This is a genomic window from Mycobacterium sp. IDUB_19, from assembly GCF_055419445.1.
Map to the genome: position 1 here is coordinate 1 of NZ_JBVAXR010000057.1, position 14,895 is coordinate 14,895.

Below are 14,895 nucleotides of genomic sequence, written 5' to 3' on the forward strand. Positions count from 1 at the left end.
GACGAGTCGCGGCCATGGTGTTCCCAGGCGGCGGCATTGCGTTCGATGTCGTCGGCGATCTTGAGGTTCAGACGTTCATCGGCTAGCCAGCCGACGAGAGCATCCCATTGGCGCAGCAGGCTTTCCAGGGCGACCTCCACAACGACCTGTCCGTCGCGCTCGTCGCGCACCAGCAGTCGCTTTGTCACGAAGGCGTCGATCAGGGGTCGGCTGTCCTTGGGTAGGTCGGATTCGAGGGCCACCCGCCGCAATGCCTGATCGTTGAGCGAGTTGATGGTGGCCAGCCACGGGATAAACGCCGACCGCAACAGTTCCAGCGCGTTCTCGCGTCCACCCGGGTGTTGGTCGACGAGCTCGTCGATGGCGTTGTTGACGACGTCAGCCATGCCGCCCATGGCCTCGTAATCGGCAGCGCTGATCTCGCCGGTACCACCGTAATCGGCGTACAGCCGGGACAGGGTCAGGGCCAGTAGGGGCAGGGTGTCAGCACCCTCGCCCACGTCTTCGAGCAGTCTGGCCACCAGGTTGTCCCTGATCACCAGGCGCTTACTCGCCTCGGTGGCGCGTGCCGCCGGCCCGACGATGACCTCTTTGAATTCCTCGCGCGGCATGGGTTTGAGATCGTCGAAGATGGCCGTGCCGATGCCGTCGAAAGCGGGATGACGCTGCATGGCCTCGTAGCGGTCGGTGCGGATGGTCACCGCCACAATCAATCCCACCTCGTCGGCGTTGATTCGGTGGACCAGCTCGGCCAACATGGTCAGGAATTCTTCGGTCTGCGGGCCCGCCTCGGCGGAGAACAATTCCTCGGCTTGGTCGATCGGCAGAATCAGCGTCGGCGCGGCGGTCGGTGCGGTAGGACCGGCGAGGGCGAGCTGTGCTGCGGCCGCGAAGCGGATTTCGCGCAACAGCTGGAAGATCTGATCGACGTCTCGCTGTCCGCAGGCCTTCTTGATGTTGCCCAGCGAAGGACTGGGCAGGTCGAGGGATTCGCGGCCGGCGTGAATCGCCGCGGCTAAACCCGAATCGCCGGTGAGCGGATTACCTTGCGGCCGCATGATTCCCAACACCATGAACTCGCGGTCCTTGCGCCGCAGCCGCGGAATCAGCCCGGCCCGCAAAAACGACGATTTCCCACTACCCGACGGGCCCAGCACCACAAACAGCGACTTGAGTCCGGACATGGTGGCCAGTAGCCGAAATCGCATGCTTAGCAACGCATCCACGCCGCGCGCGATCACCGCGTCGCGGCCGAAGAACACCCCGGCGTCGATTTCCTCAAACGGCTCCCACCCGCGATACGGCGCGCGCTGCGGATCCGTCCTTGGCGGCCAGACGAATTGGCGGGGCCCTGCCCCACTGCCGTCGACGGCCTCCATGATCCGGGTGAGTGCCGCGGTGTTGAAGCGCACCGGTGGGCCGTCGGGCACCTCGATGTCGCTGCACTCGCCGTCGGTGAACAAATCACAGCGCTGCCAGGCCGAGGTGATGTCGTTGTTGCCCAGGTCCCCTAGCCGCGCGACCAGGATCCGTTTACCCAAACCTTCGGCCGTGCGGTACTCGACGTTGCACTCGGTGGAATTCGCCCAGTTCTGTGACAGCAAACAGATGAAATGCTCGCAGCGCGACTTGCCGGTGAAGAGCTGAGTCTTCCACTGCTCCCCCAGCTTCAGGCCGGTCTGGGTGTCGACATCGATGAAGATCTCGTCGCCGAGCTCCGGCCGCTGCTCGGTCAGCCAGGTCTTGAGCGCGATCGCTTCGCGGGTGTCCTTACTGGAGTGGCTCAAGAAAATGCGCGACACCTACGTGCACCCCCTTCCGTGGAGGCCCCCGATTACCCCTGCGCTGTGGTACTGCCGCTTGGAATGCTGCCGCGAACGACAGAATAACGCCGTGCGACGGCTCGGGGTGGCGGTTGGGGTTAAAACCGCCCTGGCCGGCGGTGCGAGCTTTCGCAGTCTTATCGTGAGCTGCGATGAAAGGGCCACTGGCACCGTGACTTTCGCGGACCGCTGCGGCGATTACTTTAGTACGTAGGACTCGCGTGAAATGCGGAAGAAGTGGCCGGTGCCCGAGTCGGTGCACGTGATGCTGGCGGGCTCGCTTTGACAGGTGAGCGAAGCCACGGAACGTGTCCCGCCGTACTGGAGCGTCGGCAGTCCGCTGCCTCGCGTGGTATCGCTGTGGCAGACCAGCGCGGGTGAGCTGCCCTGGACCAGGTCAATCTGATCACCGAATGCCCCCATGCAATTCATCGGGCGCGGCGGTATCACCCAGGTGCGATCGACGATCCCGCAGGATGCGCGCGGAGCAATGCCCTGGAACTCCGACATCACGCAGGTGATGTTTCCCGAGGGCGACTGAAATTGGTAAACGTTGTCCGCACGCGCGATCGCCGCAGGACCGACTGCGGTCACGGCTGCCATCGTCGAGACTGCTGCAAGCATTTTCCCTGCCATGAGGTACTTGTAGTCCTTTCGGGCCGCCAACGATCAAGTTTGGCAGGGATATCCGGAAGTCGTCGAGTACACCGACGGTGGCCAACCGCGCCATCCGTGTGAGGGGGAATTGATGGGTGACTTGCAATTGAAGATCGGTTGCTTCCGGTATGAGACGACAGCGGCACTGTTCGACAGCAGTGTGACCGTCGAGGGTGCGGATGTTTCCGTACAAGTGGCAGAGCCGTTCCGGGACAAACCCAGCGAAGATCTGAAGCACGACAAGGACTCTGAATGTCAGGAGGTCGGCGCTGGGCTCGACGAACCCGATCCGTCGTGCTCAACACCCCGCGTACCACAAATACGTAGCGCAATGGCTGGCATCTTCGAGGTGCCGGTGAAGCGGCGCATTGAGTCGTCATTGACAGCGGTCGACGCTGTCTCGATACTCCACCAGTACGGCCGTCGACCAGCACTGGTCCGAGGCTGACTAGTTGGGGCGTAAGGGAGGTCGGCCGTGATTGATCTTGGACTGTCCGGCAAGCGCGCCGTCGTGTCGGGCGCGGGCTACATTCCGGAGCGCGCGGGCCACGGCTGGTTCACGTCGTTGGCCCTTGCCGAGGCGGGCGCCTCGGTGGCCTGCATCGATATCGACGAGGAGCGCGCAGACCGCATCGTCGGCGAGATTGCCGATAGGGGAGGCATTGCCGTCCCGATCGTCGCCGATATGACCGACCCGGTGCAGGTAGGTCGGGCGATCGACGACGCCGTCGCAGCGCTGGGCGGTGTCGACGTCTGCGTGGACATCATCGGCGGCGCGACCTGGTCGAAGGTCGAGGACTTCACCACCGAGGTGTGGGACGCGACGATCCACTACAACCTGAACCAGGTGTTCTACCTTTTTCAAGCAGCGGCAAGGTACATGATCACCCAGCGCAGCGGGGGATCGTTGGTCGCGCTCGCCTCGGTCGACGGCATTGCGGCGGCGACCTACCATGCCGCCTACGGCGCCGCCAAGGCCGGCGTCATCTCGCTCGTCAAGAGCTTCGCAGACGAACTGGGGCGATATGGCATTCGTGCCAACGCGGTCGCGCCGGGCAATGTGGGCTCCGGCAACGAGGATCAGCCCCCAAACGAGTACGCGGTCAATGGAATCAACCCGCTGGCGGCGCCCCGCGCGCATGACATCGCCAACGCCGCGTTGTTCCTCTCTTCTGAGCTGGCCGCCCGCATCACCGGTCAGACACTCGTCGTCGACGGCGGTGCCACCATTCGGCAACTATGGGGCCTGCCCGCACCATCGATCCCGCCCGACCCCGAGGCCGCGCTGCCGGACTTCATGAGGCCCGGGCCGTCGGGCGGCTAGCGCCACTGGCGCTGATGAACCATCGGCAGGCCGGGCACCGAGCTTCTCCCCTTGAGCACGTACGGGGTGAGGATCGAGCCGATATAGGTGTCGCGCATGTCCTGGCCGCCCCAGGCGATGCTAGTCGGGCCTTTTAATAACGCGCCCTCAGGATCGTCAAGGACCACCGTCGCCGTGCCGTCCGGGCGGATCGCCACGATCCTGTTGGCCAAAACCAGTGTGACCCAAAGGTTTCCCTCTGCATCGAACGCGCACCCGTCGGCCATCCCCCACCGGCGGCCCACCTGCGGGTCGGCCAGGAACCGGCTGTAGTCGGGGCCGAACTCGTCGGGGCGGCGGCCGCCCAGCGGCGGGCCGAATCGCTCTGGCGGCCCGAGTGTTTCGCCCTCGATCGGAAACCGCACCACGTCAGCGGCCAGCGTGCGGACCACATACAGATAGTCCTCGTTGCGATCCAGCGCCATGCAGTTGGGGAAGTTCACCGCGTCGGCGACCACTTGCGCCGATTGGCGATTCGGTGCGACGCGAAAGACGAACCCATCGGCGGTGCCGCGCGCGATGGTATCCAAAAGGTCGTCGGCCATGGTGCTCACCGAACACCACAGCGCCCCAACGGACTCCACTAGAACGAAGTTCAACCACTTCAACGGGAGTCCGTCGAGTTCTCCGCTGAGCACCGCCGTGATTTCGCCGGTCGTCGGGTCGAGATCCTGCAGGACACCCAGGCCCCAGTTGGCTATCAGAAAGTGGCCGTCGCGGTCGAGCGCGATCCCGTTCGGCTCGCCGCCTGCCTGCCCGATGTGCCGAACGGTGTTCTCATCAAACAGTTCAGCGACAGCGGAGGCCTTGTCGGAGGCGAACACCCGGCCATCACCGGCGACCGCAACGTGTTCCGCGCGATCCACGCCGCGCCCGAAGGCGTGCAAGCCAGTCACCTCAATGGTGGTCTCGCCCGTTCCGATCATCGATGCCCCTCGTGGACTTGCAGCAGACCAGTGTCAGGTTAGCGGAGGTGGCGCGCCATAGAGCTGTGTGGATCGGAGTCGGCGTTTCCCACCGCGCCGGACGCGCGGCAAGCTGCCGGATACTCGGACGGTGCGGGACTGGGGTAGGCGATCACCGCCGTCGCTGAGAACTGCGGGCCGGCGTTTCGGTCGACGACAAGGCCGACTCCCGGCCCAACAACGCCGATCAGCAGCGCCACTGCGAGGCCTATGCCACCCCAACTAACAACTGGCGCGAAGCTTGTCATTCCTCGCCATCGAACGGCCCGGACCATTTGACCCCAGGTATCGGCGCTACGGCGTGACATGGCCCGAACGATCTCGGTGAGTTCGGCGACCGCGGCCAGGCCGCGCGAGGTAGCGCGCAGGGTGAGCGGGGTACCGCGGTTGAACTCCACCGAACCGAGGAAGGCTGTCCCAAAACGTGGGACCAAGAACAGAAGACTTAGGGAGTCGTGGGCACAAACTCGAACGTAATGCGGCGCGTTACCGGCGCTGGCCAGTGCGTGCCGAACAGATTGGACGGTAGTCCGCCTCGTAGGGGACACGAGGGCAGATGCATCTCGGATGCTGGGCGCCGCTGGCCTTCCCAACTAGCCTGAGACCGTGCTGGCCATCCCGACACTCAAGTTCAGCTATAGCAATCTGCTGCTAGCCCGCCTTCACGAGCTTGGCTCGGCCAATATCGAAGAACTCCTCGGCGACCATGCAACGCAACTCTTCAAGTCTGGGGAGCGAATTGAGAACCCGAAAGCGCGGGCCAGTGATTGTCTTCGTTTCGCGCGAATGCTTGATCTGGTGGTAGAGGACGAGCGCAGGTTCAAGCTGACCGCGTCGGGTCTCACGTATGCCGAAAACGTTGATCCCGACAATCCCTGGATTGTCGATGAGACCCAGGCTGGCGTCCTTCGTGACCGGCTATCTGGTAACGCTGAGCTGGCGGACGACGCCCGAATCGCTCTTCAGATTGTTCGTGACATACCCGCCGGCTGGTCCAACGACGATCTCGGACGCGCGCTAGCGGAGCATTCGAATTCCGACCAGTGGCAATCGGACCGAACCTTCGAGTCGCAAGGAGCTCGCTACCGAGAACTTCTCACAGAGAGTGGGCTTATCAATAGAAGCGGTGAACTAACCGAGCAAGGGGTCTCTTTTCTTGGACGGCAAGGTTCGGTCTGGTGGGTGAATCAAGGCGCCACTTATACGAAGGAGCGCGATGGCGGATTCCTGTGGGCGCCGTTACTGGATAAGGCGGGCCGCCCGCAATACCACTGGAACACCATGGATGAGGTTCGCGAAGGCGACGTCGTACTGCATTACAACGATGGCTTTTTGCGAGCTGCAAGCCACGTCAGCGCAGTTGCAAGACCGGCGCTGAACCCGTTCGAGGACCAAGCCTGGGCCAAGGCTGGCCGGCTGGTCGAAACGCAGTATCAGGAGCTGAATGAGCCGGTCCCAGTTGCCGCTATCGACGAAGGTGCCCGTATTCGGCACGGCTCGCCGTTCACAGGCTCTGGATCCGTCCGGCAAATCTATCTCGATCGCCTTCATTGGGACTTCGTGAGCGAATTGGCGCAGCGGTTTCCTGAGCTCGCGACACACCTACCTTCGGTCCCAGCTGCTGCGCGTTCACCCTCGACATCGCTGGAGGTGCCGACGCCGCACGAACTGTTTTGTGCTTTCGCCGACGCGGTGGAAGCGTCTGGACTCCGCTTCCCAGCAGGGTCGAAGCTCGTTCGGTCATTCTTGAGCAGTCTGCTTGCCAAACCTTTCGCGATCCTGACGGGACTAGCCGGTTCCGGTAAGACTCAACTCGCGATGAGACTCGGTGAATGGTTCGGCACAGACGAACACGGTCGCCATCGCCACGTCGTCGTACCAGTGCGGCCTGACTGGACGGGACCGGAATCTATCTTTGGATACGAGGATGCGCTACGTACGTCCGCGTCCGGGGCGCCGGTGTGGTTTGTTCCGGAAGCGTTCGAGTTTGTGCTTCGCGCGGCGAACAATCCCGAGCACCCGTACTTGCTGATCCTGGACGAGATGAACTTGGCCCACGTCGAGCGATACTTCTCGGACTTTCTCTCGGGGGTCGAATCGCGACGTCCGGTCTTACCGGATCTGGTCTTCGATCAACCATCTCGTCAGTGGGTCCTGCGTGACGTAGAGGCGCAGAGGCTGCCGTTGCCACGGAACCTTTTCGTTGTCGGCACAGTCAACGTGGACGAGACGACGTACATGTTCTCGCCAAAGGTTCTCGACAGGGCCTTCACCTTTGAGTTTCGGGTGACCTCTGATGAGCTCGACGCCGAGCTCCGACGGCCCAGTGCTGTGCCGTCGGGGAAGGATCAGCAAGTGCGCGCCTTCGCGTCGCTGGCGGAAAGGGACGATTGGCAGCGAGAGCATCCTCATCCGGCTCGCGATGAGATTGTGTCGACGCTTCGAGAGGCGCACGCGATCTTGGCTGGCGCCAATCAAGAGTTCGGGCACCGAACGCTGTACGAGATTCTGCGGTTCTGCGCGTTCTTCGCAGCGACTGGAGATACCGATGGTCGTACGGCGCTCGACCTCGCGATGATGCAGAAGGTTCTGCCGAAGGTCCACGGGTCGCGACGACGAGTCGAGCCGGTTCTCAGTGCGTTGGATGCGCTGGCACTGGGGGCGGGTCCGGACCCGCGGTTGCCGGTCACGCACCACAAGATTGCCCGCATGATCGAGTCCGTTCGAGCGAATCAGTTCGTCAGCTTCGCCGAGTAGCCATGCCCCATGATTCGATGCAGTTGCCGCTTCGAAATGACGAAGGCCACGTCGTCGGTGAGCTGCTGATCGCCAATCTTCCGGGTCGGCAGGACACAACGTTCTCGGCGCGCGGTGACGTAGCGCTGCGCGAAGCTGGGACCTACCGCTACGAAATATCGCCCGACGCAACGAATGTCGAAGTTGAGCCGCGCGAGTTGTTCGATCCTGACGATGCGAGTTGGACGCGAGGGCGGCTACGTCCCGGTCAAGCCGTTGGGCGTCTCCGGATTCGGGTCCTTGATCGCACGACGGGGCTAACAGGGACGACCGATGTCGACGTTCTAGCCGTCAAGCTGGACCACGAGACTGAATATCGCCAGATGCTGACTGACATTTCCTCGTTCGCCGCTGAGGCAGTGCTGCAAGGATTCGCGCCAAGCATGTTGGATCTTGCGCCAAGCGAATCGACTACCGAACTGCTGTACCTCCGCTTCGCGATGATCGCGGCGTATCTGCAGGATCCAGCGTTCGACGCCGCAATTGCGCGTGTCACCTCGCAGCCACACCGCACATGGGTGTCGGAGCAGGAGATCCGCCCGGTTGGATCACCGTTTCCAGCGGGGGCTGCTTTTCGTCGCGCGGTTTGCGCGCCCGGTCGGCGGGTGCCGTGGACGGGTGGTTCGGCTCCACTCGCATCTCTGCCTGCTGCTCTAACCCGTGATCGCGCCGAAGCGAGTGTCGACAACTCGGCTAACCAGTTCGTCAAGTTTGCTTTGGAGCGTTGGCGAGCCGTCTCGCTGGAATTGTTCGACCTGCTATCTCAGGCCTCACAGAATGTCGAGTCCGGACCGCTGCGTCGCGGTCAGCAGATCGCTGCTGACGTTGGTGCCCAACTGGACGAATACCTGGCGCACCCGCTCTTCCAAGAGGTCAGCTCACTACGGAGAATGCCAACGTCGGACCAGGTGCTACTCAAGCGCGCAGGCTACCGCGAAGTCTTCCGGACGTTCGCGATGACTGAGTCGGGCCCGACCGTGCGGATTGATCTCGGGGAGATGGCCGACATCTTCGCAGCTTCGCAACGCAACATCGCAACGCTCTATGAGTTCTGGTGCTTTCTTGCGGTGGTGGATTCACTCGGGCGAGTGTGCGGGGAAGACCAGACAGCGCGTGCCTTCACTGTCGCTGCCGATGGCACCTCCATGACTATGCGATCAGGCCGCGCGTCGAAGCTATCGTGGTCTGTCAGACGAGGAGGCCGTCCACTTCGTGTCGAGGTCTTCTTTAATCGGACGTTCGCCGGAAGAGATGATCGACGGGGGTCGTGGAGCCAAGCGATGCGTCCTGACTGCTCGGTGCGCATTCGACCGGAAGGCAGCACGCCTTCGCGCGTCCCCACGCAAGAGCTCGAGATCTGGCTCCACTTCGATGCGAAGTACCGTGTCGACAATCTCCTTGCGCAGCTGACATCAGCTACTGATTCGGATGATTTGCTTGGCGAATCGACGAGCTCTGGCGGTGCTAAGCGCGACGACCTGCTCAAGATGCACGCGTACCGAGACGCGATCTCGCGAACGGCAGGAGCGTACGTGCTGTATCCGGGATCAGAGATCAAGGACATCCGACGACATCCGGGTTTCAAAGAAGTGTTGCCTGGCCTCGGCGCCTTCCCGCTCAGGCCGAGCAATGAGGGCCTGCCTTCGTCATCGGAGGCCCTCGACCACTTCTTGAGCGATGTACTCACACATGTCGCTAGTCAAGTCACGCGCGACGAGCGGCATCGCTTCTGGACCGCGACTGTGCATCGACCTGGTGAGCCCACCCTCATGTCATCACTGACAACGGACTTTCTGGACGAACCCCCTGCGGATACGGACGTGCTTCTCGGCTTCGTCCGAAATGTTGAGCACCTTCGATGGATAGAACGGTTGCGGCAGTACAACATTCGTGCGGGAGATCGGGTTGGTGCCGTCGAAATCGGCGGGCGAGAGCTCGGTGCCGAGCTTCTTCTCTTGTACGAGAACCGGAACGGCTCCCTCCATGTGGCCCGCGCTGCAAAGGTAGCGCGCTGGCGGCCAGCGACGGCAGGCGACTTGTTGGCCACTGGATATCCTAGCCCTCGCGGTGATATCTACTTCGTGGCCGACCTCGAGTTCGTCGAACATCTGCCCACGTGGGCCGACTCGATCGACCTCGAGCTTCTGACATTGAAGGTCCATGACGGGGCGCCAATTGTCGTGACCTGGTGGGACGTCGTCCGAGCAGCGTCGGTGGTCGATCCCTGAGTCGATGGGGCCCGACTGAAATAATCGCTCCGATCAAGACGGCATTGGCATTGCAGATTTTTAAATATGAGACGTACCGCGCGAGCAGCGAGTGGGCGTAGCGAATCCCACGTCGGCGTGTCGCAAAAGTCAACTCAAAAACTGCATCGCCGCAAAACCTGACTACGGCCGGAGCGGCAATGCCGACAACCAGCCATCCGAAAGCAATTCCAGCAGCTGCCCGTCCGGATCGCGGATCATCGCCATCGCCTCCGTCACCGTCTCGTCGACCACCGCTCCCCCCAACTCCTCGACCTTCCTCAATACGCTGGCGAGATCGGATACCGAAAACGAAATATGCGTCAGGCCAATCTGATCCATGACGCGTTCCGACCCGGTGCGAACCTGACGCTTCGAGTAGTCCATAAGTTCGAGCACAAACGCGTCGCGCACCAGGTAGGTCGCGTGCACCCCGAGCGGCTCGGGCAGCTGCACGAGCTTTGCGGTGGGGCCGTCGGGCGGATCAAGCTCCCACCAGAACTGAAACCCGAGCACACCCTCATAGAACCGCCGCGACCGCTCGCGATCGGAGACACACAATCCGACGTGGTTGAAGGTCGTCCGGTGACTACTCATCGCGGCCTTTCTCGACTGAACCCACGAGCGTAATAATGCAAAGATAGTGTAGAAAGCTGAGCTCTCGTCGCGGTGAAGGACCTCTCAGATGACAACCCGTCCCGACGTCGCCGACGACGCGATCGTCGACTTCGACCACCACTCCGACGCCTTCAACCTCAACCAACAGACGGTCAACACCGAGCTCAGACAACGATGCCCGGTCGCGTGGAACACCAACTACGACGGGTTCTGGTACCTCAGCAGCTACGACGCCGTGAGCCAAACGGCCCGAGACGACGCCACGTTCTCGCACAAATACGAACCCAACGCCGAAGACGGCGTGGACTACCAGGGCGAGATGGGCGTCCCGCGACCGGAAGGCCAACCCGCCCTGGGCATCGGCGAGATCGACGGCGAATACCACCTCGCTCTGAGACACGCGCTGGCCCCGTTCTTCTCCCCCGGCGCCGTCGAGAAACTCAAGCCGTTCATGGAGGAAAAAGCCCAGGAGTTCCTCGACCAGCACATCGAAAACGGCGAGATGGATCTGGTTCTCGACTACGCCAGCCCGGTGCCGGCCATCCTGACCATGAAGTTGATGGGCCTACCTCACGACAACTGGCATCTCTACGCCCACCTCTTCCACTCCGTCATGGCCGTCCCCCAAGACAGCCCCGAATACGCCGAAGCCATCGCCAAAGTCCCGGCCATGATGGAGGAGGTGCTCGAATTCGCAGCCACAAGACGGGCCGACAAGAAAGAAGACCTGACCAGCTTCCTCATCCAATTCGAATTCGAAGGCAAAAAACTCGACGACGCCCAGCTGCTCAACATCCTCTGGAACCTGATCGCCGGCGGCGTCGACACCACCACCTCCCAAACCGCGCTCACGCTCAGGCATCTGGGCACCCACCCAGAGCTAAGCCAGCAGCTGAGAGACCATCCCGAGCTGTACCGCACCGCCACTGACGAATTCCTGCGTTACTTCTCGGTCAACCGAACACTGAGCCGCACGGTCACTAGAGACGTCGAGCTCAGCGGCCAACACCTACGCAAAAACGACAAACTCATCATCAGCTGGCTCTCCGCCAACCACGACGAGCACGAATTCGAAAATCCCGACGAGGTTATCCTGAACCGAACACCCAACCGTCACTTGGCCTTTGGGCTCGGGCCGCATCGCTGCATCGGCTCGCATCTGGCGCGACTGATGTCCGAGGTGATGGTCAAGGCGGTCCTGGACCGCATCCCCGATTACCGAGTCGACGTCGACAACGCCCACCAATACCTGGGCAGCCCGAGCATGACCGGGCTGAGCAAGCTGCCGGTCACCTTCACCCCTCGAACCAAGCGAGGCTAGATGCCCGACGACAAGGACTGCGGCCGCGCGTGGCGCTTACCCTGAGCCAGGCCCGCTGGGTCTACGACCGGATCGGACGCATCCAGGATTGGCAAGCGTTCTACGAGGACGCGACCATAGACCGGCTGGTGGCCAACGCGACCCTTTCTGGAAACCAGAATATTTTTGAGTTCGGTTGTGGCACAGGACGTTTGGCCGCCAACTTGCTGGAGACGCTGCCTCCCAGTGTCAGCTACCTCGGTGTCGACATCAGCCCCGTGATGATCAACTTAGCCACCAGTCGGCTCCTGCCTTGGGCCGAGCGGGCCAAGGTACTGCTTGTCGATGGCTCCCTGCCGCTACCCGCCGATGACGGGTTCGCGGACCGGGTGCTGTCCACGTTCGTGTTTGATCTGCTCGATGAAGCTTATGCCCGGGCCGTTCTGGATGACCTGCGGCGGATCCTTGCGTCCAATGGCCGGCTCTGTCTGGCCAGCCTGAGTCACGGAGAGCGGCCGCTCGAACGAGCTGTCTCGCGAGCCTGGTTGGGCCTCTGGCGTTTTGCGCCGCAGCTCTTGGGCGGGTGTCGTCCGATCAGCCTGAGCGCCCTGCTGGAACGAGGCTGGAACGTCGAGCATCGCTCGCGCGTGCATCGGATCGGGCTTGTCATGGATGTCGTCGTCGCAGCGCCGGACGCACGCCAGCGATGACCGAGCGTTTGCCCTTGGGACGGGACGCAGCCAACTCAAGGTAGACGTTGGGGTGTTTCCACGCGATCAGGTATGAACGTGCCGGCAGGGACGAGATGAACGTCGCCATCTCGCGCGTAGTCGGGCTATCAACCCATCACGGCACAGGTGAGCATCGATTCACAAGGTCGGGACCTTGTCCCCTTCCGGCCACCTGGTAAACGGCGCACGTTTGAGGTCCCGACCTGGCAAATCACCCCCCAATGGACGGGTTATCGAAAGAGCGGTACGGAGATGGCCGAAGGCGATCCAACGGTGGTTCAGCACCCAAGCGGAGTGATGGTGTCGACGCTGCCGCAGGCATTTCAGCAGACCGCGGCGTTGAAAGCGGACTCGGTGGCCATCCGGACGGTTGGGGACAGGACCGTACTCACCTGGGCGACATACGCCGATCGAGTGCGCAAGATCGCCACCGGGCTGGCCGCGCTGGGCGTCGAACGCGGCCACACGGTCGGTCTGATGCTGCGCAACCGGCCGGAGTTCCATTTGGCGGACACCGCCGTCATGCATCTCGGCGCGATCCCCTTCTCGATCTACAACACCTCGGCGCCCGACCAAATCCGGTACTTGTTCACCAATGCCGGGAACAGGATCGTGTTCACCGAGCAAGACTTTCTGCCCGCGATCAAGGCGGCCGGGGCCGACCTCACCGAGGTGATCGTCGTCGACGCCAAAATCGACGGCTGCCTCACCCTCGATGAGCTCGAAGCTTTGGGAACCACAACCGATTTCGACTTCGACTCGACGTGGCGGGCGGTACGGCCAGACGACGTCGCGACGCTCATCTACACCTCGGGAACCACCGGCCCGCCCAAGGGCGTCGAGCTTACCCATGCCAACGTGATGGCCGAATTCTCCGCGATCGTCCACCTGCTTGACCTGCAGCCAAATGATCGGATCGTCTCGTACCTACCGCATGCGCACATCGCCGACCGGGTGACGGGGCACTACGCCAACATGGTCCTGGGAGTGCCGATGACCGACGTCGATGACCCCAGGGCGATCGCGGAGGCGCTGCCCGATGTTCGTCCCACAGTGTGGCTCGGGGTGCCGCGGGTGTGGCACAAAATCAAAGGCGGGATCGAAACGAAGCTTGGCACGGAGGCGACCGGGCTCAAGCGGCGGTTGGCGCTATGGGCCATCGACACCGGCGTACAGGCCGCCCGCCAGACGTTGGCGGGCAAGTCGCTGTCCCCGTCGGTTGCCCTCCGCCGCGCGATTGCCGACCGCCTCGTGCTGGCTAAGGTGCGCCACGCACTCGGCTTGGACCAGTTGCGCTGGGCAGTGACCGGTGCCGCCCCCGTACCCGTTGAAACAATCGAATTCTTCTGGGGTCTGGGCATTCCCGTCTACGAAGTGTGGGGCGAGTCGGAGTGCGTGGGAGGTGCGACCTCCAATCGGCCGGGCTCCAACAAGGTTGGTTCGGTCGGGCAGGCGCTGCGCAACGTTGAGATCTCAGTCGCAGACGACGGTGAACTGCTGATACGCGGGCCGGTCGTGATGCGAGGCTATCGACACCAGCCGGAGAAGACCGCCGAAGCGATCGACGCCGACGGCTGGCTGCAAACCGGCGACATCGGCACCATCGACGCACAAGGTTTCGTCACGATCGTCGGCCGCAAGAAAGACTTGATAGTCAACGAATCCGGAAAGAATCTCTCCCCCAGCAACATCGAGATGGCCGTCCAGGAAACGTCCTCGTTGCTCGACCAGGTAGTGGCCATTGGTGATGCCAGACCCTACGTGACGGCGCTCATCGTCCTCGATGCTGAGGCCGCCGCCGCGCAAGCCGCCGCGCTCGGCATTGCCGACCCGTCGGCCGCCGCTTTCGCGCAGCGTCCCGAGGCCAGGGAATTGCTCACCGCTGCTATCGTGGAAGCGAATTCCAAACTTTCCCGCGTCGAGCAGATCAAGCGGTTCCTCATTATCGGAACTGCTTGGGAGCCAGGCGGAGACGAGCTCACCCCTACGATGAAGCTCAAGCGCGGGCCCATCGCGGAGAAGTATTCGGCTGAGATCGACAAGCTTTACGTCGCGACGCCCGGGCCGGACGTCGTCAACATGACCGAGGCTCTCCGATGACCAAGCCCGCGGCGCCCATCCCGACGTTCTGTCGGCTGCCGATAGTGATCATCGTGGGTGCGGTGACCGACTAGGTCTTGGTCCGCGACGCATCACCCAAGGATTGGGAAGCGGCGCTGGGCGGCCAGGGCGTTGAGCCCCGCTTGCATCACGCCGCGCACGTGCGCATCGAGCGTCTTGATGTCGGGAGCCTCACCGAATTCGACGGCGATATCGACCGGTCGCAGCACCTCGGTGACGATCTTTGTCGGCAGCGGGATGTTGACCGGCAAGACGACACTCGGCCCGAACGGGAA

At 62.6% G+C, this 14,895-nt stretch carries 12 protein-coding genes and 2 pseudogenes; 7 read left to right on the forward strand and 7 right to left on the reverse strand.

What is annotated here, in order from left to right:
- Positions 1–1,802 (reverse strand): toll/interleukin-1 receptor domain-containing protein (locus ACZY0B_RS25320; protein ID WP_463766990.1); only part of this gene is annotated, 1,802 nt, incomplete at its 3' end.
- A 219-nt stretch (positions 1,803–2,021) separates the two neighbouring features.
- The gene (locus tag ACZY0B_RS25325) at positions 2,022–2,417 is read right to left on the reverse strand and encodes a DUF6636 domain-containing protein (RefSeq protein ID WP_463766991.1); all 396 of its coding nucleotides are present in this window, start codon (positions 2,415–2,417) and stop codon (positions 2,022–2,024) included.
- Between the two features lie 154 nt (positions 2,418–2,571).
- On the opposite strand from ACZY0B_RS25325, the gene ACZY0B_RS25330 reads away from it, so the two are divergent.
- Positions 2,572–2,928 (forward strand): hypothetical protein, encoded by a 357-nt coding sequence (locus ACZY0B_RS25330; protein ID WP_463766992.1) that lies wholly within the window; start codon positions 2,572–2,574, stop codon positions 2,926–2,928.
- 27 nt (positions 2,929–2,955) lie between these two features.
- On the forward strand, positions 2,956–3,804 hold the full coding sequence (locus ACZY0B_RS25335; protein WP_463766993.1) for an SDR family NAD(P)-dependent oxidoreductase: 849 nt from the start codon (positions 2,956–2,958) through the stop codon (positions 3,802–3,804).
- Here the strand turns inward: ACZY0B_RS25335 and ACZY0B_RS25340 are convergent.
- Together ACZY0B_RS25340 and ACZY0B_RS25345 are read right to left on the reverse strand one after the other, a co-directional pair.
- A complete protein-coding gene (locus tag ACZY0B_RS25340) occupies positions 3,801–4,769 on the reverse strand; it encodes an SMP-30/gluconolactonase/LRE family protein (protein WP_463766994.1) in 969 nt (322 codons plus the stop codon). The genes ACZY0B_RS25335 and ACZY0B_RS25340 overlap by 4 nt on opposite strands.
- 38 nt (positions 4,770–4,807) lie before the next feature.
- A complete protein-coding gene (locus ACZY0B_RS25345; protein ID WP_463767001.1) occupies positions 4,808–5,242 on the reverse strand; it encodes a hypothetical protein in 435 nt (144 codons plus the stop codon).
- A 172-nt stretch (positions 5,243–5,414) separates the two neighbouring features.
- On the opposite strand from ACZY0B_RS25345, the gene ACZY0B_RS25350 reads away from it, so the two are divergent.
- Both ACZY0B_RS25350 and ACZY0B_RS25355 read left to right on the forward strand, forming a co-directional pair.
- Positions 5,415–7,565, forward strand: a complete 2,151-nt coding sequence (locus ACZY0B_RS25350; protein ID WP_463766995.1) for an McrB family protein — start codon at positions 5,415–5,417, stop codon at positions 7,563–7,565.
- Positions 7,566–7,582: 17 nt separating this feature from the next.
- On the forward strand, positions 7,583–9,832 hold the full coding sequence (locus ACZY0B_RS25355; protein WP_463766996.1) for a DUF2357 domain-containing protein: 2,250 nt from the start codon (positions 7,583–7,585) through the stop codon (positions 9,830–9,832).
- 162 nt (positions 9,833–9,994) lie between these two features.
- On the opposite strand, the gene ACZY0B_RS25360 is transcribed toward ACZY0B_RS25355, so the two are convergent.
- On the reverse strand, positions 9,995–10,447 hold the full coding sequence (locus tag ACZY0B_RS25360; RefSeq protein ID WP_463766997.1) for a VOC family protein: 453 nt from the start codon (positions 10,445–10,447) through the stop codon (positions 9,995–9,997).
- Positions 10,448–10,535: 88 nt separating this feature from the next.
- On the opposite strand from ACZY0B_RS25360, the gene ACZY0B_RS25365 reads away from it, so the two are divergent.
- Positions 10,536–11,789, forward strand: a complete 1,254-nt coding sequence (locus ACZY0B_RS25365) for a cytochrome P450 (RefSeq protein ID WP_463766998.1) — start codon at positions 10,536–10,538, stop codon at positions 11,787–11,789.
- Positions 11,790–11,818: 29 nt separating this feature from the next.
- Complete coding sequence (locus ACZY0B_RS25370; RefSeq protein ID WP_463766999.1) at positions 11,819–12,478, forward strand: class I SAM-dependent methyltransferase; 660 nt, start codon at positions 11,819–11,821, stop codon at positions 12,476–12,478.
- Here ACZY0B_RS25370 and ACZY0B_RS25375 read toward each other — a convergent pair.
- Positions 12,450–12,548 (reverse strand): annotated as a pseudogene (locus ACZY0B_RS25375) (amidohydrolase family protein); the annotation flags it as partial. The gene ACZY0B_RS25370 and the pseudogene ACZY0B_RS25375 overlap by 29 nt on opposite strands.
- Positions 12,549–12,751: 203 nt before the next feature.
- Between ACZY0B_RS25375 and ACZY0B_RS25380 the strand changes: the two are divergent.
- Entirely contained in the window at positions 12,752–14,599 is a 1,848-nt protein-coding gene (locus ACZY0B_RS25380) for an AMP-dependent synthetase/ligase (RefSeq protein WP_463767000.1), read from the forward strand.
- Between the two features lie 92 nt (positions 14,600–14,691).
- On the opposite strand, the pseudogene ACZY0B_RS25385 reads toward ACZY0B_RS25380, so the two are convergent.
- Positions 14,692–14,895 (reverse strand): annotated as a pseudogene (locus ACZY0B_RS25385) (glycerol acyltransferase); the annotation flags it as partial.